Genomic DNA, 19489 nt, shown 5'->3' on the forward strand with positions numbered 1-19489 from the left:
AAAAATACCCTCTCCGGAGAGAAGGTATTTCTTTATGAATAAACCTTAATATTAGTTTTTGCGGGAATTCTGGCGGCGTTTGCTCCAGTTGTTGCCTGGCTTAAACCCATTGCCTTCCTGGCTGCCCACCCTGTCCATGGCGCATCGGAAACCAACAGTGCTGCTACCCTGTGTTTCATCAAGGAAGCGGCGCGTGCCGGGACTTAACCAGTAAGCGCGGTCGTTCCAGCTTCCGCCCTTAATTACCCTGGCGTGATCACTTATTAACGTAGTTTTTCCATAACCATAGGTAACCTGTGAGGCAGAATCACCATCAAGATAATCAATTACATCACCTCTCTGGTAGTTACGGCGGTTCTTACTTTCTTCATCGGTAACAAATTCCTTTACCACTCTGCCGAGGCTATCCCTCTCGAATTCGCTATTTTCATTTTTCTTGAATTTCTCAAAGCGGTTACCACGATAAGGATTGAAATCGTCATTATCCATACTGGAAAGCGGACGATATACATCGGATACCCACTCATTGACATTTCCTGACATATTATATAATCCAAAACCGTTAGGATAAAAAGCATCAACCGGACCTGGTATAGAAGCGTTGTCATTTAAACCGCCTGCCACACCCATCATATCGCCACTTCCACGCTTAAAGTTGGCCAAAAATTTACCCTGCCAGCTTCCGTGACGACCATCGCGTAAGCCGTTAACATTCTGGCTCCAGGAGTATACTTGCTTTTCTTTAATCAGCTCTTCGCCCGAACCATTGGATTTTTTCTTTGGCCTGGGGTTTTGATTGATATATCCGTATGCGGCGTATTCCCATTCGGCTTCGGTGGGCAGCCTGTAGTTGGGCAGCATATAACCATCTTCAAAAGTTACTTTTAGCCTGGGTCTGCCATTGGCGTCCATTAAAGGATTTTTCTTGGGTTTGCCCGGTTGCGGCTGATATAAATCTTTCAGATAAGACTGGGTGTTAAAGTTTTCCTGTCCCTGACCCTGCGTAGTTTTTAATTGGTTTTTATTGATATAGCCTTTTTCAACCAATATTCTTTCATTTACCCTGTCGCTGCGCCAAAGGCAGAAATCATTTGCCTGCTTCCAGCTTACTCCTACTACGGGGTAATAATTATAAGAAGGATGACGGAAATAGTATTCCACCAACGGTTCATTATATGCCAGCTCTTCTCTCCACACCAGCGTATCAGGTTTTGCCGCTTCTAAAACGGCGGCATACTGAGGATCATCAAATACCGATTCCAGCCAGTGCAGGTATTCGCGGTAATGAACGTTAGCTACTTCTGTTTTATCAATATAAAATGAAGAAACCGTTACACGGCGGGGTATATTATTCCAATCTCCCATAACATCTTCATCTGTAGCGCCCATAGTAAACGTACCACCCTGCACAAACACTAATCCTGGGCCGGTATTCTGCTCTTTTTCCTTAGAAACGTTGAAACCACCCATATTTTTATCATTGTAGTTCCAACCGGTTACATCCGATTTCTCGAATTTCTTCTTGCCAAAAAGGCCATTTTTACACGAAGTAAAAAAAAGCCCGGCAGCAGATAAGAGAAGAAGCGTTTTCAAATTCAGTACTCTTTGCATTTTGCTGGATTTAAACTAAAAAAAGATAACGGGTATACACTGTAATTATTGTATTAAAAGAAAGCCAAACTCTCCTTTTTTAATGGTATAGAACAAGGTTAACAGCATGCAATTTAATTACTTTACAAAAATGCCGGTATACCTGTTGTGTTTATTAAATGCTAAACTTACGAAACACTATCTATTATTGCGCCAAAGTGGTGAAAATCATATACAAAACAATAATTATTTTTTTACCCCGTTTGTAAGAAAGGTTTAACAGGAATGAGATATGATAATAGTTAAATGAGCCCGGTTTTTGAAGGGATGTTAACAATTTGATGAAGAAAAGCCCTGAAAAACAAAAAACACTGCCTTACTTTGCAAATCAATTTCAAAACACATTAAACAGATTCCGAATATTGAATAAAATGCTACTTCTTTATTCATTTTCAATCAAACACAATTTCTGATGAAACATTCATTGAGGAGATTTTCTGTTGCCGGCCTGCTGCTTATTGGGATATCGGCCAGCACTTTTGCGCAAAGTGCCGAACCCATAAACATTGTTACTACTGCGGTTCCTTTTTTGCGTATTTCACCCGATGCACGTGCAGGTGGAATGGGAGATATGGGCATATCTACAACTCCGGATATCAATTCGCAATTTTATAATGTTGCCAAGTATCCTTTCATGAAAAGTAGCGCCGGTATTGGACTCACCTACACTCCATGGTTAAAGGACCTGGGGCTTAATGATGTGTTCCTGGCTTCTTTGGCCGGGTATTATAAGTTTGATGAACAACAGGTTATTTCCGCTTCCTTAAGATATTTTAGCCTGGGTAATATACAGTTTACAGACGCTCTGGGCAATGATTTGAACCAGTTTAACCCCAGGGAGTTTGGGCTGGATCTTGGTTATTCCCGTAAATTATCTGATCAATTGTCTTTAGGTGTTGCGCTTCGTTATATTTATTCCAACCTGGCAGGCGGAGCGTCTTCAAATGGCGTTTCTTATAAAGCGGGTACTGCTGTGGCAGGAGATATTGGATTGTACTATACAACAGCCAATGAAGAAGGACAGGGATGGAATATTGGCGCAGCATTTACCAACCTGGGTTCAAGGATATCGTATACTTCGGATGCCACACAGAAAAATTTTATCCCCGCCAATTTCGGTATAGGAGCAGGGCATACGTGGGTCAGCAACGAAGTGCATAAAATAACGCTCAGCGGAGAAATTAATAAATTACTTGTTCCGGCGCCTCCGGGATCAACCGGCGACCAGTCTAAAGATTCAATTGCCTATGCAAATTATAACAGCGATGGCGTGGTAACCGGCTGGTTCAAGTCTTTCAGCAATAACGCGCTTGCTTATTCTGTTGGCGGAGAGTATATGTATAATGACCAGTTTGCTTTAAGAGCAGGCTATTATGGCGAAAGCGCCAATATGGGAAAAAGAAGTTATGTTACCCTCGGTGTGGGTATCAATTATAATATTTTCGGGCTCAATTTTTCTTATCTCCTGCCTTCAGGAAATGGCGTAAACAGGAACCCGCTTTCTAACACAATTCGTTTCAGCCTGCTGTTTAACCTTGATGGCAACATGGAAACAGGGACCGGAGAGTAGTAGTAATATGTGAGAGGTGAAATAGTGAATAATGAAGGGAGTAAACCGCGATTCACTATTGCCTATTGCCTGTTCACCTTCAATAATCGCCGGGGCGGATAAAGCCCGAAAGCTCAATTTCGAAATCCGAAGATAAAGCCAGGGAGCCAAATAAATCAGAAATCAACAAACCAGCAATCAAAAGGGCTCCATACCTGATACCTCAATAGCCGATTGCCGGCGGCTGATTGCTGGGAGCTTATGAGAATATATGCTGCCTCCTGGGTCTTTCTTTTTATTTTAGCAAAAAAAACATGTCGTACAGAATAGGATTGGGAGTAGATTTTCACCAGTTGGCTGAAGGAAAAAAATTATGGATAGGCGGAATTGAAATCCCCCATCATAAAGGATCGCTGGGGCACAGTGATGCCGATGTATTGCTGCATGCCATTTGTGACGCCATGCTGGGCGCTTTGTGTTTAGGTGATATTGGCGTTCATTTCCCCAATACTTCCGCGGAATTTAAAGATATTGACAGTAAAATTCTGCTGGAGCGAACTTTTGCATTAATTCAAAAAGAAGGATATGTTATTGTAAATATTGATTCCACCCTTTGCTTAGAACTTCCTAAAATAAAGCCCTATGTACTGCAAATGCGCGAAACGATCGCGCGTATTGTACAGCTTACGGTTAAGGATGTTTCGGTTAAAGCCACTACTACCGAACAAATGGGCTTTGCCGGAAGGGAAGAAGGATTAATGGCCTATGCAACGGTATTGCTGAGGAAGAAGTGAATGGTGAATGGTGAATTGGTGAGAAGAGAGAAGAGAGAAGTGAGCGGGTAAATACAAAACACCAAGAACCAAAAGACAAGAACCAAACTTGCATAGGGCAGGCAGGCCTGTCCGCCGTGGCGGATAAAAATCAAATCGTAAAGTTGAAATCCGAAGCCGGAAGTTCTAAATCCGAAGCGAAATGCAACTATAAACCATAAACGATAAACTACAAATAAAAAAATCCAAAACCGTGAGACTCTTAACCACAGAGAGACAGTGGCACAGAAGCTCGCAGGGGAATGCATATAGTCTGTATAAGGAGCATTCAGTCTGTCATTAGTAGCCGCTCACCTGAAAGCTGACAGCCGATACCTGACAGCCTATAGCTAAATAATCTTATTTTTGCCGCATGTCAGCAACACTCACTATTAAGATTATCAATCAATCTGATAATGCCCTGCCCGTGTATGCCACCCCGGGAGCATCCGGTATGGATATCCGCTCATTTCTTCCGGCGCCGGTTATTTTACAACCCCTGGAACGTTCATTGATCCCTACAGGGCTTTTTGTTGAAATACCCGAAGGGTACGAAATACAGGTTCGCCCACGCAGCGGATTGGCTGTTAAACAAGGAATTACCTGTTTAAATACACCGGGCACTATAGATTCGGATTACCGTGGTGAAATAAAAGTTATTCTTATTAATCTTTCCAATGAACCCCAGTCCATTCAACCCGGAGACAGGATCGCTCAAATAATCGTTCAGCGGGTAGAACAGGCCCAGTGGGAGGCAACAGAAAAAATAAGCGTTACCTCCAGGAATGAAGGAGGTTTTGGCCATACAGGAAAAAATTAATTCAGCTAAAAAGCAAAAGCGATCATGCGGTTTATTATTACCATACTTTTCTTTATCGCTCTATTGTGCAGTTGCCGCAGCTCAAAAAAACTACAATCAGCTATCAGTAAAAAAGATACCATCGTTACTGTGCTTTTAAACCCGGCAGAAACCGATTCGGCCAGGCTGGTGCATGAAACATTCGAAAAAATAAAAGCCAATCATATTGACTTCAATACTTTTTCTTCCAAAATAAAAGTGCAGTATAAAGACAATAAACAAAGGAATTATGATTTCAATGCATTTGTGCGTATTCAAAAAGACAGCATCATATGGATATCTATAAACGCTGCATTTGGCATTGAAGCTTTCAGGGTTTTTATTACGCCGGACAGTGTAAAGGTGATGGATAAGTTAGACAAGAATGTACAACATCGTTCTGTGGAATATATCAGGGAAATTATACAGCTACCGGTAGATTTTTATATCTTACAAGACTTAATAGTGGGCAACCCTGTATATTTAGACAGCACACGTGTGCTTATGTATAAGGAAAGGGAAAATTCAATTACATTATCTACGATGGGCGACTTTTTTAAACATTTGCTTGCTTTGCGAAAGTATGATTTTGCTGTATTACATAGTAAACTGGATGATGCAGATGTTGTACGCAGCCGTACTGCCGATTTCACCTATAATGATTACGTTACGATAAATGGAAGGCTTTTTTCCACCAGCAGAAAAATTGCCGTAGCCGAAAAAACAAGGCTGGATGTAAGTCTTGAATACAAACAGGTAGCATTTAATGAGCCCCTCAGCTATCCTTTTAATATACCCCGTAATTACAGTACAAAATAATTTTAACAAAATTCAGTACAATCACATTCCTATACCATCGTTATTTGCAGTACCATCCCTTACATCATATAAAATTTCAGGCATGCGCAAATTCTTTTTCTTACTGTTCGTTTTACTTTGCGGGTTACAAATTTCATCCTGGTCACAATCAAAAGATGAATTAGAAAGCCAGCGGAAACAAATACAACAGGAGATTGAGGAGTTAAGAAAATCGCAAAGTAGCATCAAAAAAGATAAAAAGGAAAGCCTGGGACAACTGGCCCGCATACGTAACCTCATTAAGAAAAGGGATGCTGTTATAGAAACCATTAACAGGCAGGTACGTCTGATCAATGATGATATTCACACCAATAACAGGGAAATAGCACGTTTAAAAAATGAGCTGGATACGCTTAAAGCCCAGTATGCCAAAACGATTGAATACGCCTATAAAAACAGGAGCAGTTACGACATGCTCAACTTCATTTTTTCCGCTGTTAGCTTCAACGATGCCATCAAAAGAATTACCTACCTGAAAGCATACCGTGAATACAGGGGGAAACAGGTAGATAATATCCATCAAACCCAATTGTTGTTGGCTCAAAAAAACCAGACGCTTGCCGAAAATAAAAACCTCAAAACACAAACGCTTGCTGTGCAAAGCCAGCAAATGCAGAAGCTGGAAGAGGAAAAGAAGCAAAAAGACGCCGTTGTTTCCAAGCTGAAGCTTAAGGAAAGAGAGCTGGACAAACAGCTCACTTCAAAAAGGAAGTTAGAGAATAATATTAAAAATTCAATTGCTGCCATTATTAAAAGAGAAATAATGGAAGCGGAAAAAGCAGAGCGGGCAAAAAGAGAAGCCGCCGCTAAAGCTGCAGGCGGCAGTAAGCCTGTTGCTGCTGCAAGTACCAGCTCCCGCGCGGCAAATAAGCTTGAAAATACACCCGAAGTAACCGCGGTTTCAGTAGGCTTTGAAAATAACCGCCGTAAACTTCCCTGGCCGGTATCCAAGGGAGATATTACCGGGCCCTTTGGCAGGCATAAAATAGAAGGAACCCGGTTATTTGAAGACAATATCGGGGTTTACATTCAAACAAATATTGGTGCACCCGTAAAGGCTGTATATGAAGGCACCGTATCTTCCGTACACAGTTTTGGCGCTGTGTCTGCCGTAACCATACGGCATGGTAAATACCTTACTACTTATTATAATCTCATCGGTATAACTGTTAATAAAGACCAGGAAATAAAACTGGGACAAGTGCTTGGCAAAGCCGCTGAATCGGAAGATGAAGACGGCATAGGCAAAGTTCTTTTTGTTGTAACCGTGGTGGTAGGTAACAATCCCAAATATCTTAATCCCGAAGACTGGATAAAACCAAGATAGGGCATGAATGACATGTGGCGAAAGGGAGTGATTTTCAAATTTTTCTCCTTATGATAGTATCCAGCCTAATTATTAACCTCTATACCTGCTATGTACAGGCCAAATAGAATTATCCTGCTGTTGGCTTTTTGCGGTATTTTTTTGATGGCTTCCTGCTCAAATAAAAAAATCAACGAGCCAATGCACTTTACTGAAACGCAGCTTACCAATGACAGCTACGGCCATTTTTTAAATTCAACCCAGGTTTTTTCTCCCGATGATGAATGGATTGTATATGATACCCGCAATGATGATGGCGGTATTGGCGTAACGGGCCGCATTGAAATGGCAAACGCAAAAACGGGTGAGATAACCCCCTTGTACCGTACTCAGAATCAAACACCATATGGCCCCGGCGTTGGCGCTGCTACTTTTTCACCGGTTGATCAAACTGTATTATTCATTCACGGCATCCGCAATGCCAGCCAAAATAATCCCTATGGTTTTACCCGCCGCACGGGGGTAGCCATTCATACCGCTAAGCCTTTTGAGCCTGTATTTATGGATGCCCGCAATATTGTACTACCTTTTACACCCGGAGCCTTACGGGGAGGAACACACGCCCACTCGTGGAGCGGCGACGGGCAATGGATAAGCTTCACCTATAATGATTATATTATGGAACAGTTGGCCAAAACTGATTCCACGGTTAAAGATTTAAGGACCATTGCTGTAATGATGCCTGAAAAAGTAACAGTTCCGGATGATGGTACAATGGAGAATAATAATGGTGAATATTTTTCGGCAGTAGTGGCAAAGGTTACAGAAAATCCCAAACCAGGGAGTGATGAAATTGAGAAAGCATTTGACGAGGGCTGGATTGGCAGAAAAGGATATCAAAAACCAGATGGAAGCTGGCAACACCGGGCTATTGCTTTCCAGGGAAATGTACGCGATGAAAAGAATGAAACAATAGCCGAAGTTTTTGTAACCGACATTCCGGATGATATAACCAAAGCTTCACCTGGCAGTCCTTTGGAAGGTACTGCCCGCACAAGACCTAATCTCCCGCAAGGCGTTTTGCAAAGAAGAATAACCTATACCCAGCAGGGTATTCAGGGACCCAGGCATTGGTTGCGCACCACCTCCGATGGAACGCTAATATTATTTATGGCAAAAGATCCCAAAGGAATTGTCCAGGTTTTTGGCGTTTCGCCAAATGGAGGAGCGATCAGTCAGATCACATTTAATGATTTTTCTATCCAGGGACCCATCAATATAAGCCCCGATGATGCTTATGTTTCCTATATAGCAGATAATAGTGTATACGTCACCGGTATAAAAAACCATTTGTCCGAAAGGCTAACGCCAACCAGTTCTGATGAAGATGCTCCATTCGGGGCGGCAATATGGTCGAACAATGGGAAAGCATTAGCTTTCAACCGCAGGGTAAAGAAAGGAGCGCAAAGATATGTTCAGGTATTTTTGCTGAAGGAACAATAGATAAAAATTGAGCAGACTGCAGAGCACTAATTTTGGTTCAATGCTTCAAAAGCACCTTCCCATTTAACCCCGGTGTAAGGTTTACCATCTATTTCAACATACGGATCGGCAAAGATATTCAATGCCGGTCCTTGTTGGGCGGGCTCAAGCACCACATCTCTTCCATGTGAAATAGTAAGATACAGGTCGCTTAGTGTTCCAAATAAATAATCCCGCAGTTCGGGATGTTTGTCGGCCTCAGACGCATCAATAGTAATCCAGCCCGGCCCTTCCACGTAAAACCTGGCCCAGCAGTGCCAGTCTTTTGCTTTCCCTTTACCCTGCGCAGCTCTCAATGGCAAACCAAAAACATGATCAGCCGGAATACCCCGCGACCGGCACAGCGCAATAAAAATAGAATGATAATCAGAACAATCGCCCGTTTTGCTGTTACAGGCCCACCGTACGTCACCTATTCCCGCACCCGGTGCTTTATAATTGTAAACCATATTGTCAATCAAATAATCATATATCTGTCGCGCCGCCCTAATGGGTTCGTTTTCCAATTGCAATTGCTGATTCAGGGCTTCAATGGGTCCATCAAGGGGGATCAACCTGTTGCTGGTTAAATAAACCTTCATCCAATCACTATTTCCGGCTTTAGGCAGGCTTGCCAGAGCTTTGGCCTCCGGTACCGACTTTTCATTTAATTTTATTTTATAACTTAAGGTAATAGTTAGGCTGTCTTTAACGTTTACTCTGTCAAATGCAATCTGCCTGTAATACATCCGGTTGCCGTATTTGTGTTCAGTAGTTATTTTTCCGGAGTCCAATACCGGCAATAACTCTACTGTTTGCCGTTCATCAGAAGAGGGAACAGGGATCCAACAGTTCAATTGCCTGGCACCGGAAGGAATATTCGTAATATGGCAGGTATAGGTAAATGTTAGTGTACGTGGTTGAATAGTACCGGCATAGCCACTGCATGCAATAAAACAGGCCGCTAATAATGTTACATACCATTTGTATGAACACGCGCCTTTGGGAAACAAATTACCTGGTTGCTGCTGCATATTTAAATATTGAAAATATATAGATAAAAATACAACTGGGCCAACAAAAATGAAAATAAGTATGGGTATCTCTAATATGAAGATAAGCTAAAACTATGTTCATCAAAAACCATATATCCTATAAAATGAGGGTGTGAAGCATCCTTACAAAACCTTCGTTATGAAACAAAAATACATTTTATTTTTCAGCATGATCATTCTTGTAGCGGGAAGCAGTTGCAACCGCTATTATTATAAACCCAATGGGGTAAATGCGCCTTTGTTTACAGATGGCGGGCAGGCGCACCTGAATGTAGCGGGAAGCATAGGGGGCAACAGCGGCGACTATGAAGGCAACCGTTATGTTTTTGATCTGCAGGGTTCCGTTTCGCCAATAAAGCACCTGGGCATTATTGCCAATTACAGCACTTATGGCTATACCCCTGATAATCCCGATGCTATGAATGGTAATGTGGAGGGCAAAGCGCATTTACTTGAATTTGGCGTGGGAGGATATTACGCCAAAGGCAACAAATTTAAAATGGTTACAGACTGCTATGTGGGCTATGGAACCGGGCAGATCAGAAGTGATGTTGACATGCGGATGAAGCGTTTTTTTATACAACCCGGTATAGGTGTTCGCTCTCCTGCTTTTGATGCCGTATTTAACCTTCGTTTCATCAACCTGAAGTACGATAATTTTAATGCAAAAGGAATGAGCAACGATTATCTTCTGCAGCAAAACCTTATCAACAGCAGCGGACGCCGCATTGATAATTCCAATTATACATTTGTTGAACCTTCTTTTACGGTAAGAGCCGGGTACAAATTCCTTAAAGTACAATTGCAGATGGTATTTGCGCAGGAGATTACAGGTGTGGCATGGCATTATAATCCTTCCAGGTATACAGTTGGACTTTATTTTAGTTTAGAAGATGCTATAGCGGAAGCCATGAAGGGCCGATGACTTACCTGTTCCAGGCAGGCTTGCTCTTTATTATTTTTTTATATACAGGGCAATCAGCAGTGTGTGCGCCGGGTAAATATCCTGTGCTGAGAAGAAACTCATTTACAATTTCACCGCCGGTGAATTTGAATGTAGTTTTAAAAATCTTCATCCATTCCTCTTTGGTTTTAGGATGATGATGTTCTATCCAGCTTTTGAATGAACCAAATTCTTTTTGAAGCTGAACAACGGCTTTGGCATTTTCAATAGCCGCATTCACTTTCAAACGGTTCCTTATAATGCCGGCATCATTCAGCAACCGTTCCCTATCCTTGTCTGTATATTTTGCAATACGGGCAATATTGAAATTGTGATAGGCTTTCCGGAATCCTTGTTCTTTTTTTAAAATGGTAGTCCAGCTTAAGCCCGCCTGGTTAATTTCCAGTATTAAACGGCAAAACAATTCATTATCATCCTCAATAGGAAATCCGTAGTGGTTATTGTGATAATCCCTGTGCACATTTTCTTCCGCAGCGCTTAATCCGTTTATATAACTGCAATAGCTCATGGTATAAAATATACGGTGTGGTGAGTATAATGCTATATATGCGATCAGCAATTAGCTTTCAGTGAGTTTACTACTAACGACAGGATGAATACTCCTTCTTTCACTGCTTTTCTCTTTCTTCTCATTACACCCTGCTTCCTTTTTCACACCAGCCTGTCGTCCGCCCGGATGAGCCATTCGGACGGGCCTGGCTGCCTCTCTTTAAACCTATGAGGTTTTCCCCACCCTGCAATTGCTGTCCGCAAATCTCATGGGTTGCTCCACGTTCTCAAACATTTACGGTATCGTACACCACCACTTTTTTCCAAAGGTGCTTGCATTCGTCAACAAATTTTAAATGGATGGGATCAGTCTGGTAACTATCCTGGTCCGCTTTATTGTTAAACAGCAGCAGCCATGAAACGGAATACGACCGGTCTATCACATCGCGGTTGGTGTCGGCAGGCTTGCCCATGTAAAAGGTTTTAATGGTTTTAACGGCGGAGAGCTTTCTCAATCCTGCTACCAGTTCTTCAAAATCTTCCTTGCTTTCCGGCTTGTTCAGCCAGAAATAAACGTGGTGAATAAAAATACTGTTATCACTCATAGCTTGTGTATTTACAATAGCGCCTGCCGTTATTACAGTGGCGGGGGCCGTTTTAGTGTTTTAATGAACAAACTTACGATGCGAAATTTTATGCATGGGTAAATTTTATGAAAAGCTTATTTCATTTCTTTCAGCCAGTCTTTTATACCCCTGTATATTTTTTTAGCTACAGCATTCTGAAACCGCGGATCCAGTATCATTTTTTCATCGTCCATATTGCTTAAAAAAGCCACTTCTACAAGGCAATTCGGATAATCCGTTGGACCATTCAGGGCAAAATTGAAACCGCCTACGTTACCTGCTTCCATTAACGGAAGTTCCAGCATACGCCGAAGTATAGATTGGGACAGGCTTCGGAAACCAATATAACGGTAATATGTACTCGTTCCTTTTATAAGCATATTACCCGAAGAGTTGAGGTGAATACTTATCAGCAGACTGGGGTTTTCGGTGCTCAGCATTTCCACCCGTTCCACCATACTGAGGGTTGTATCCTTTTCCCTGGTCATATATGTTGTTATCCCTTTCCGTTTCAACAATTTGTTTAATGCATGCGAAATTTTAAGCGTGTACGCTTTTTCCATTATGTTACTGGTTACACCTGCAGCACCAATGTTTGTACCTCCGTGGCCTGCATCAATAGCAATTTTAAGTTTGCGGATATTCAGATCTCCGGGCTGTCGTTTTACACGTATCACCAGCTTTTTCCCTGTGCTGTCGTACCCGATATGATAACCCCAATGCTGCTCATGCTTTAATTCAATATATACCCGCATCACATCATCATCTGCTTGTTCATACCAGGCATTTTTGATTTCTTTTGCTGATTTGAATTGCGATATCCAGTTCGTATTGGAATTGGCCCCGAAAATATCCACTACAATACGGGAAGGGCCGATTTGCTGTATACTGCGATAGGGTAATCTTTCATCGAGGCCAATGGTAACATAATCGAACTGATCATCCCCGTATACCCGCCAGCTTGATGTAAGATGATACGGCGCCGGCGCTTTGCATGGCAGCCATTGTGTATTGACTTTAGCGATATATGCAAAATGATTTTCAGAGAGCCGCACTTTATAATCGGTGTTCACAGAATCCACTACCCGCATTACTACGCCCGAATCCAGGTAGGTCATTTTTGCACCGCCCAAACGGTCTTCACCCAATCCATATTTTAAAAAAGGGAGTTTGCCAACAGTTTGTACCATCATCGCTTTTGTGGTATCCTGTGCAACAGCAAGAAGTGGTAAACAGAGCAAAAAATTTAAAAGCGTTTTTTTCATCGGTTGAAGATAAAGCAAACGCTATATAAAAAGAAAACCCCACGGCAGGCAGTGTGGGGTTTCTCTGAATCCGTTATGTTATCACATTCACGGAATGAAGTAAGCACATCTTTACAGATTGTTATTGGCAGGTTTTCGCTGCAAGGCCTTTCTTTTTTATACGTATGATAACTATTTCGGTGCGCAAGGGCAGGCATGCGGGCTTAAACGATAAATGATTTAGCTTTTGATAACAGGAAAGGCAGGATTTGAGGTTGATGCAGGTTACAGGGGTGCATGTTACAGGGGTATTGCTCATAGCTCCTATTTTGCTTTGCTGAAAGCTGATAGCCCTCTTCGGATTTCAAATTTTAGTTTTCGGATTTAATCCACTCGGGGAAACAGGTTTGGTTCTTATTTTTTGGTTCTTATTATTTTGTTCTCTCCAGCATTATCATTTCTCAATGATCACTTCTGTGCCAATGGGCAGCATATCATACAACTCATCCATGTCGCTGTACCGTACAGAAATACAACCGGCGGTCCAGTTAATGTATTTGTCAATCACCCATTCTTCATTCGGACGTGTTCCATGAATACCTATTCCGCCACCTATGGAGGCCTTTTTAGGTATTACACCTGATGCTTTACGCACTTTAAATTTTTCGTAGCTTTCTTTGTTTGGATAATCCAGCATTAGAAACTTGCCCCACTGCTTATGGATCTTTTTGCCTACAATTCTGAAATGTCCTTCAGGTGTAAGCCTGTCGCCTTCCATGCGTTTATCGGCCTGGCTTTTATTACCAAAAACAACCGGGTAGGTGCCATACCAGCCTTCATCATCATAAAGGGTCATTTCGTAAGCGCCCTTTTTTATTACCAAACGGTAAGCAGAACTGACGGGTGTATTGGCCGCCTTTTTTTTATCCTTAACCGCAGAAGTATCTGAAACTGCTGAAAGCACCCCGGCTAAAGCGGGTTTTTTGTTTTTAATGCCTTGAAAACCAAAGCACATTCCAATTGTCAAAAATGAAAAAAGGATTCGGACGGGATTATTCATACTAATCAACAATTAAGCATTTTAAAAAACGAGTGCAGCGTTTAAATATTTCCACTTACTCATTTCTTTGACTTTTGTTATACCACAAATTAAAAGCCGTTAATTGTTATTCTTTTTTTAATAAATGCTATCTATTCTGCAATTTACTATACAACCTGTTAAATCATAGCTGTTGAATAATGATGCCATCAGAAATATTAAAGTCCGGCTTTGAGCTCCAGTAAAAACCTTCTGAGCTTTTCCAAACGTTGTATGAGTTCGAAGTTTTGCTGTGCTTTTGATTTGTTTTTTTTCAGGTAATCCTTTGCGCCTTCAATGGTATATTTCCTTTGCCGCAACAGGTGATGAATAAGAGAAAGATTTTTAATATCTTCCGGGCGAAAATGCCTGTCGCCTTTCCGGTTTTTCCGTGGTTTTAAAATGTCAAATTCTGTTTCCCAGTAACGCAATAAAGAAGTATTGAGGCTAAACATTTCTGCCACTTCACCAATACTATAATATTGCTTCTTAAAAAGCAATTCATCATCCGGTATGCTGATCATAGCGGATTCTGCGTCCATTTCCTTAATTGATTTTCGGCCTCTTTTGCCTTTTTTTGTGGGTTGTGCAGTGGCTTTTTTATTTTTGGCGGCACCATTTTCTTCAGCAGGGGGCTGAATTTCCTCATCCATATCGGCCGCCACTTCTGTTTTAGCAACAACAGGCAAGTCCTGTTTATCAGCGTTTGCGGGTGAAGAAGGTTTAATTTTCTGCTCTTCTTCCACTTTGGATCCGAACAAGTCTAATTGCTTAAACATACTGCTAAATTAACGGTATGCAGAAAAAATGATGCCGGGAATTATCAACATTTAATCAAAGCTCTGGTTGCCCGAGGCGGCCATTTTCACTATCCGGTCAAATTGTTCAGGGGTAAGATCATTATAAAAGAAATAAATAGGGTCAATATGCCGCTTGTTTTTATGTACTTCATAATGCAGATGCGGCCCGGTAGATTTACCTGTGCTGCCTACCCAGCCTATCAATTCGCCACGTTTCACTTTTTGTCCCACTTTGGCTTTAATACGGTACTGGTGCCCGTATAAGGTTTCATAACCATAGCCATGATTGATAATAATATGATTACCATAACCATTACCTGTATTGCCGGCTAACCGCACCACGCCATCTGCCGTAGCATAAATAGGCGTTCCCTGCGGCGCGGCAAAATCAAGCCCCGCATGCATTTTTACAGTTTTATACACGGGGTCTATCCGGTAACCAAAACCGGAAGCGATCCGGCTGAGATCCTTATTGCTCACCGGTTGAATGGCCGGTGTTGCGGCCAGCATCTTTTCCTTATTCCTGATCATTGCCTCAATTTCTTCGTAAGATTTTTTCTGGAAAGCGATCCGGTTCATCATCTTATCTAATGTAGCGGCAATGGAATAAGCCAGCTCGTTATCTTCCATGCTTTCCGCTAACTGCACTTCCTGCTGTTTTTCCAGGCTTTTTGCCCTTGCGCTATCTGGTATAGGATTGGCTTCAAATATTTCACGGTACACATGATTATCCCTTTTTTCCAGTTCAACCATCTGCTGCTGCATGGTTCTTACCCTGGCATTCAACAAACGGTAATCCTCCTTTATGCGGTTATTTTCCTGCCGCATCATCATTTCTTTGGGAGAATCTATTACCTGGAAGGCTATTACTACTATAATTAAAGCGGTTACTATGGCCCCGGCTAAAAAGCCCAGTATGCGCAGGAGTTTTACCCGCAGAGGGGTTACCAGTTTTTCGTAACGGAGTGAGTTGGTATTGTAGTAATACTTTATTTTTTTCATGAAGCAGGTATCTGTTGCCGGCTTTATTCAGCGTATAAAATCCAGCTATAATTTAACTACCTTCGGCCCCGGTTTTACGGGTAAAGGCAAATATAAAATTTAAACATCCAAACGCCACAAAAAATATAACGGTGCAATGATGACTTCAGTACAAATAAGGCAGGCTTTCCTTGATTTTTTTCAATCCAAACAACACCATATTGTTCCATCAGCCCCTATTGTAGTTAAGAATGACCCTACGCTTTTGTTTACCAATGCGGGGATGAACCAGTTTAAAGACTATTTCCTTGGAAACAAAAAAGCGCCTTATCAACGGGTAGCCGACACGCAGAAATGTTTGCGGGTAAGCGGTAAGCATAACGACCTGGAGGAGGTTGGGGTGGATACCTATCATCATACGATGTTTGAAATGCTGGGCAACTGGAGCTTTGGCGACCCTTCCCGCCCCGAAGGCGGATATTTTAAGCAGGAAGCCATTGCCTGGAGCTGGGAACTATTGACATCCGTATATAATATTCCAAAAGATCGCTTATACGTAACCGTTTTTGAAGGAGATGAGAAAGAAGGGCTTCCCGGGGATGAGGAAGCATACAACGAGTGGAAAAAAGTAATCGCTGAAGAACGGATATTGCAGGGAAAGAAAAAAGACAATTTCTGGGAAATGGGTGACACAGGACCTTGCGGACCCTGTACAGAAATACATGTGGATTGCCGCAGCGAAGAAGAAAGAAAAAAAACGGATGGAAAATCATTAGTAAACAATGATCATCCGCAGGTAATTGAAATATGGAATAATGTATTTATACAATTCAACCGTTTAAAGAACGGAAGCCTTGAACCATTGCCTGCCCGCCACGTGGATACGGGAATGGGATTTGAAAGATTGGTGAGAGTGCTGCAGGAAAAAAACTCCAATTACGATACAGATATTTTTACAGGAACCATTGCAGGCATAGAAAAAATAACCGGACAAAAATATGACTTCGGCGACAGTAAGCAGGCTGTGGCTTTCCGGGTGCTTGCTGATCATATAAGGGCTATAAGCTTTACTATTGCCGATGGGCAATTGCCTTCAAATACCGGGGCAGGGTATGTTATCAGACGGATATTGAGAAGAGCCGTAAGGTATTATTATTCTTATCTTAATTATAAACAACCCTTGCTGCACCAGTTGGTGATGGATACAGCCCTCCGGTTCAAATATGTTTTCCCGGAATTGTACCAGCAGGCGGAGTTTGTTATAAAAGTGGTGCGGGAAGAAGAAGATGCATTTTTAAGAACCCTGGAAAAAGGATTGAAGCGCATTGACGATATTATCGGATCTGTGAGTGACAGCAAAGCCATCTCCGGCAGGGATGCGTTTGAATTGTATGATACTTATGGGTTTCCTTTTGATTTGACACGACTGATCGCAGATGAAAATAAATTGACAGTGGATCAGGCCGGTTTTGAAAAGGAAATGCAGGAACAAAAAAACCGGAGCCGGGCCGCAACCGCTATTGATACTGAAGACTGGATTGAAATAAATAAAACCGATAAATTTACTTTCGTTGGCTACAATGATCTGCTGGTAGAAACACTCGTAGTTAAATACAGGAAAGTTAAAACGAAAGGAAAAGAACAATACCAGTTGGTATTAGAAACTACACCCTTTTATGCCGAAAGCGGCGGACAGGTGGGCGATAAAGGCATTCTTCAGTTCGGAGATGAAAAGATTGCCGTTACGGATACCAAAAAAGAAAATGACCTGATCATTCATTTCACTGAAAAATTACCTTTCGATATTACCCTTCCGGTTACTGCTTCGGTAAGTTTCGAAAACAGGTTGTATACCATGTACAACCATACTGCCACGCATTTGCTTCATGCCGCGCTGCAACAAATTTTAGGCAGGCATGTAGCGCAAAAGGGTTCATTGGTATCGCCAGGCGAATTGCGTTTCGATTTTTCACATTTTGCAAAAGTTACGGAAGAGGAAATCCGGAAAGCAGAGTTGCTGGTAAATGAAAAGATACGCCAGAATATTCCTGTGGTGATTAAAGAAATGCCGAAAGCCGAGGCGCTGCAACTGGGTGCTATGGCCTTGTTCGGAGAGAAATACGGCGATATTGTGAGGGTAGTGATCATTGATCCGGATTATTCCGTTGAGTTGTGCGGTGGTACGCATGTGAGCAATACCGGCATGATCGGTTTATTTGCTATTGTATCTGAATCGGCTGTAGCCGCCGGCGTAAGGCGCGTGGAAGCGCTTACCGGCCCGGCAGCCATACAATACAGTTTTGATAAAATAAGTGAGTATAAGCATATTAGTGAATTGCTGAAAGCAAGGGATCCGCTAAAAGCGATAGAAAAACTGATAGAAGACAAAAATGCCCTCCAAAAAAAAGTTGAAAGTTTGGAGGCAAGGCAACTGGTGCAGATCAGGAATGAACTCCTGCAAAAAGATGAAATAATAAATGGCGTAACTTTTATCGGCGACATTGTGCAGGTAAGCCATGCAGATGCATTAAAAAAGCTCTGCTTTGATGTAAAAAACAACCTTCGTGATTATGTAATGGTGCTTTGCGCCAATATTGATGGTAAGCCCTTCGTGGCCGTTGGCATGAGTGACGTGGTTGCTGCTGCAAAACAATTAGACGCAGCTAAAATCATTAAAGAACATATAGCACCATTGATTAAAGGCGGTGGTGGCGGACAAAAAACCCTGGCCACGGCAGGCGGACAGGATGCATCCCAGTTACACCAGGTTATCGAAAAAGTAAAGTCCCTACTATAAAAACATACTGCGTGTTATATGACTTGCTGTGGATGTATTGTAGAAGAAATTCCCCTGCTCCGTTAAAAATGAATGCCATTTCCGTTAACTTTAACAGCATAATCATTCACTATAAATAAACGAACCGTACTGAAAGACTTTTCAAGGCTCATTCTCAGTCAAACGGAAAAGCCTTCCAATACATATGCTTTTGCATGTTCTTTCATTGGTTTGATTATTGAGGTTAGTAATAAAAAACAAAATCTATACATATGGCTAAAGTAAACATCGGGATTACCGAAAAAAACAGGCAGGCAGTTGCCGCCATCCTGAATCAGATTCTTGCTGATGAACATATACTGTACAATAAAACGCGCAGCTACCACTGGAATGTAGAAGGATCCAGTTTTATGGAGCTGCATAAACTCTATGAAGAACAATATACTGCTTTGGCTGAAATCATTGATGAAATAGCGGAACGCATACGTACGGTTGGGCATTATGCCGAAGGAAGGTTAGTGGAACTGCTGAAATTAGCAACACTTAAAGAGCCGCAGGTACCCACAGGTTATAAGCAACAAATCCCCAATCTTGATGCGGATCATGAGAAGATCATCATTAATCTGCGCAAACAGATTACAGAATTTGACGAAAAATATAAAGATATAGGCAGCAGCGATTTTTTAACCGGACTGCTGAAGCAGCATGAAAAAATGGCCTGGATGCTGAGGTCTTATGTAGGATAGCAGCATTGTACTTATTAAAAAGAGAGACAAACACGCGCCAGGCTGTTTGTCTCTTTTTGTTTCCAGGAATGCATATGATGCGAAACTTGTGTATTAAATGCGGTAAAATGAATAATTTCATTACTGGTTGCCCTGCATTATGCTTGTATGGCATTATTCGCGGTCAAATAAGATGCTTAATTCAAAATACCTTTAA

The 19489-nt window shown here is 41.9% G+C and carries 17 protein-coding genes; 9 read left to right on the forward strand and 8 right to left on the reverse strand.

Annotated features, from left to right (window positions below):
- Window positions 1-51 precede the first annotated feature (51 nt).
- Window positions 52-1611 (reverse strand): SUMF1/EgtB/PvdO family nonheme iron enzyme, encoded by a 1560-nt coding sequence (locus FRX45_RS15180; RefSeq protein ID WP_193311717.1) that lies wholly within the window; start codon window positions 1609-1611, stop codon window positions 52-54.
- Window positions 1612-2062: 451 nt separating this feature from the next.
- On the opposite strand from FRX45_RS15180, the gene porV reads away from it, so the two are divergent.
- The 6 genes from porV to FRX45_RS15210 all read left to right on the forward strand — a co-directional run bounded on the left by porV (window position 2063) and on the right by FRX45_RS15210 (window position 8516).
- A complete protein-coding gene (gene porV, locus FRX45_RS15185) occupies window positions 2063-3220 on the forward strand; it encodes a type IX secretion system outer membrane channel protein PorV (protein WP_152269300.1) in 1158 nt (385 codons plus the stop codon).
- A 293-nt stretch (window positions 3221-3513) separates the two neighbouring features.
- Window positions 3514-3993, forward strand: a complete 480-nt coding sequence (gene ispF / locus FRX45_RS15190; RefSeq protein ID WP_152269301.1) for a 2-C-methyl-D-erythritol 2,4-cyclodiphosphate synthase — start codon at window positions 3514-3516, stop codon at window positions 3991-3993.
- 391 nt (window positions 3994-4384) lie between these two features.
- Window positions 4385-4831 (forward strand): dUTP diphosphatase, encoded by a 447-nt coding sequence (gene dut, locus FRX45_RS15195; RefSeq protein WP_152269302.1) that lies wholly within the window; start codon window positions 4385-4387, stop codon window positions 4829-4831.
- A gap of 24 nt (window positions 4832-4855) precedes the next feature.
- Complete coding sequence (locus FRX45_RS15200) at window positions 4856-5668, forward strand: DUF4292 domain-containing protein (RefSeq protein WP_152269303.1); 813 nt, start codon at window positions 4856-4858, stop codon at window positions 5666-5668.
- An 82-nt stretch (window positions 5669-5750) separates the two neighbouring features.
- Entirely contained in the window at window positions 5751-7034 is a 1284-nt protein-coding gene (locus tag FRX45_RS15205; protein ID WP_193311718.1) for a murein hydrolase activator EnvC family protein, read from the forward strand.
- 180 nt (window positions 7035-7214) lie between these two features.
- Window positions 7215-8516 carry a DUF3748 domain-containing protein gene (locus FRX45_RS15210; RefSeq protein ID WP_152269305.1) on the forward strand — a complete coding sequence of 434 codons (1302 nt, stop codon included), beginning with the start codon at window positions 7215-7217 and terminating at the stop codon, window positions 8514-8516.
- A gap of 26 nt (window positions 8517-8542) precedes the next feature.
- Here the strand turns inward: FRX45_RS15210 and FRX45_RS15215 are convergent, their stop codons facing one another.
- The gene (locus FRX45_RS15215; RefSeq protein ID WP_152269306.1) at window positions 8543-9568 is read right to left on the reverse strand and encodes a transglutaminase-like domain-containing protein; all 1026 of its coding nucleotides are present in this window, start codon (window positions 9566-9568) and stop codon (window positions 8543-8545) included.
- Between the two features lie 160 nt (window positions 9569-9728).
- Between FRX45_RS15215 and FRX45_RS15220 the strand changes: the two genes are divergently transcribed.
- Entirely contained in the window at window positions 9729-10514 is a 786-nt protein-coding gene (locus FRX45_RS15220) for a hypothetical protein (RefSeq protein ID WP_152269307.1), read from the forward strand.
- Window position 10515: 1 nt separating this feature from the next.
- Here FRX45_RS15220 and FRX45_RS15225 read toward each other — a convergent pair whose 3' ends face one another.
- The 6 genes from FRX45_RS15225 to FRX45_RS15250 all read right to left on the reverse strand — a co-directional run bounded on the left by FRX45_RS15225 (window position 10516) and on the right by FRX45_RS15250 (window position 15792).
- Complete coding sequence (locus tag FRX45_RS15225) at window positions 10516-11061, reverse strand: DNA-3-methyladenine glycosylase I (protein ID WP_152269308.1); 546 nt, start codon at window positions 11059-11061, stop codon at window positions 10516-10518.
- Window positions 11062-11329: 268 nt separating this feature from the next.
- Window positions 11330-11647 (reverse strand): Dabb family protein, encoded by a 318-nt coding sequence (locus FRX45_RS15230; RefSeq protein ID WP_152269309.1) that lies wholly within the window; start codon window positions 11645-11647, stop codon window positions 11330-11332.
- Window positions 11648-11763: 116 nt separating this feature from the next.
- Window positions 11764-12933: an N-acetylmuramoyl-L-alanine amidase gene (locus FRX45_RS15235; RefSeq protein WP_152269310.1), complete on the reverse strand. Its 1170-nt coding sequence runs from the start codon at window positions 12931-12933 to the stop codon at window positions 11764-11766.
- 433 nt (window positions 12934-13366) lie between these two features.
- The gene (locus FRX45_RS15240; protein WP_152269311.1) at window positions 13367-13972 is read right to left on the reverse strand and encodes a L,D-transpeptidase family protein; all 606 of its coding nucleotides are present in this window, start codon (window positions 13970-13972) and stop codon (window positions 13367-13369) included.
- 197 nt (window positions 13973-14169) lie between these two features.
- Window positions 14170-14769 (reverse strand): MerR family transcriptional regulator, encoded by a 600-nt coding sequence (locus FRX45_RS23595; protein ID WP_226805400.1) that lies wholly within the window; start codon window positions 14767-14769, stop codon window positions 14170-14172.
- Between the two features lie 51 nt (window positions 14770-14820).
- Entirely contained in the window at window positions 14821-15792 is a 972-nt protein-coding gene (locus FRX45_RS15250) for a M23 family metallopeptidase (protein WP_152269312.1), read from the reverse strand.
- Window positions 15793-15928: 136 nt separating this feature from the next.
- Between FRX45_RS15250 and alaS the strand changes: the two genes are divergently transcribed.
- Together alaS and FRX45_RS15260 are read left to right on the forward strand one after the other, a co-directional pair.
- Entirely contained in the window at window positions 15929-18568 is a 2640-nt protein-coding gene (gene alaS / locus FRX45_RS15255) for an alanine--tRNA ligase (protein WP_226805401.1), read from the forward strand.
- A 251-nt stretch (window positions 18569-18819) separates the two neighbouring features.
- Window positions 18820-19293, forward strand: coding sequence for a Dps family protein (locus FRX45_RS15260; protein ID WP_152269313.1), 474 nt, complete (start codon window positions 18820-18822; stop codon window positions 19291-19293).
- The last annotated feature ends 196 nt before the right edge of the window (window positions 19294-19489 follow it).

Origin of the sequence: Agriterribacter humi (genome assembly GCF_009192765.1) — a bacterium.
Classification (GTDB): Bacteria; Bacteroidota; Bacteroidia; order Chitinophagales; family Chitinophagaceae; genus Agriterribacter; species Agriterribacter humi.

What these genes read in the sequence shown, in the direction of transcription:
- FRX45_RS15180 (WP_193311717.1), bottom strand. Translation starts at nt 1,611, where the DNA reads ATGCAAAGAGTACTGAATTTGAAAACGCTTCTTCTCTTATCTGCTGCC.
- porV (WP_152269300.1), top strand. Translation starts at nt 2,063, where the DNA reads ATGAAACATTCATTGAGGAGATTTTCTGTTGCCGGCCTGCTGCTTATT.
- ispF (WP_152269301.1), top strand. Translation starts at nt 3,514, where the DNA reads ATGTCGTACAGAATAGGATTGGGAGTAGATTTTCACCAGTTGGCTGAA.
- dut (WP_152269302.1), top strand. Translation starts at nt 4,385, where the DNA reads ATGTCAGCAACACTCACTATTAAGATTATCAATCAATCTGATAATGCC.
- FRX45_RS15200 (WP_152269303.1), top strand. Translation starts at nt 4,856, where the DNA reads ATGCGGTTTATTATTACCATACTTTTCTTTATCGCTCTATTGTGCAGT.
- FRX45_RS15205 (WP_193311718.1), top strand. Translation starts at nt 5,751, where the DNA reads ATGCGCAAATTCTTTTTCTTACTGTTCGTTTTACTTTGCGGGTTACAA.
- FRX45_RS15210 (WP_152269305.1), top strand. Translation starts at nt 7,215, where the DNA reads ATGCACTTTACTGAAACGCAGCTTACCAATGACAGCTACGGCCATTTT.
- FRX45_RS15215 (WP_152269306.1), bottom strand. Translation starts at nt 9,568, where the DNA reads ATGCAGCAGCAACCAGGTAATTTGTTTCCCAAAGGCGCGTGTTCATAC.
- FRX45_RS15220 (WP_152269307.1), top strand. Translation starts at nt 9,729, where the DNA reads ATGAAACAAAAATACATTTTATTTTTCAGCATGATCATTCTTGTAGCG.
- FRX45_RS15225 (WP_152269308.1), bottom strand. Translation starts at nt 11,061, where the DNA reads ATGAGCTATTGCAGTTATATAAACGGATTAAGCGCTGCGGAAGAAAAT.
- FRX45_RS15230 (WP_152269309.1), bottom strand. Translation starts at nt 11,647, where the DNA reads ATGAGTGATAACAGTATTTTTATTCACCACGTTTATTTCTGGCTGAAC.
- FRX45_RS15235 (WP_152269310.1), bottom strand. Translation starts at nt 12,933, where the DNA reads ATGAAAAAAACGCTTTTAAATTTTTTGCTCTGTTTACCACTTCTTGCT.
- FRX45_RS15240 (WP_152269311.1), bottom strand. Translation starts at nt 13,972, where the DNA reads ATGAATAATCCCGTCCGAATCCTTTTTTCATTTTTGACAATTGGAATG.
- FRX45_RS23595 (WP_226805400.1), bottom strand. Translation starts at nt 14,769, where the DNA reads ATGTTTAAGCAATTAGACTTGTTCGGATCCAAAGTGGAAGAAGAGCAG.
- FRX45_RS15250 (WP_152269312.1), bottom strand. Translation starts at nt 15,792, where the DNA reads ATGAAAAAAATAAAGTATTACTACAATACCAACTCACTCCGTTACGAA.
- alaS (WP_226805401.1), top strand. Translation starts at nt 15,929, where the DNA reads ATGATGACTTCAGTACAAATAAGGCAGGCTTTCCTTGATTTTTTTCAA.
- FRX45_RS15260 (WP_152269313.1), top strand. Translation starts at nt 18,820, where the DNA reads ATGGCTAAAGTAAACATCGGGATTACCGAAAAAAACAGGCAGGCAGTT.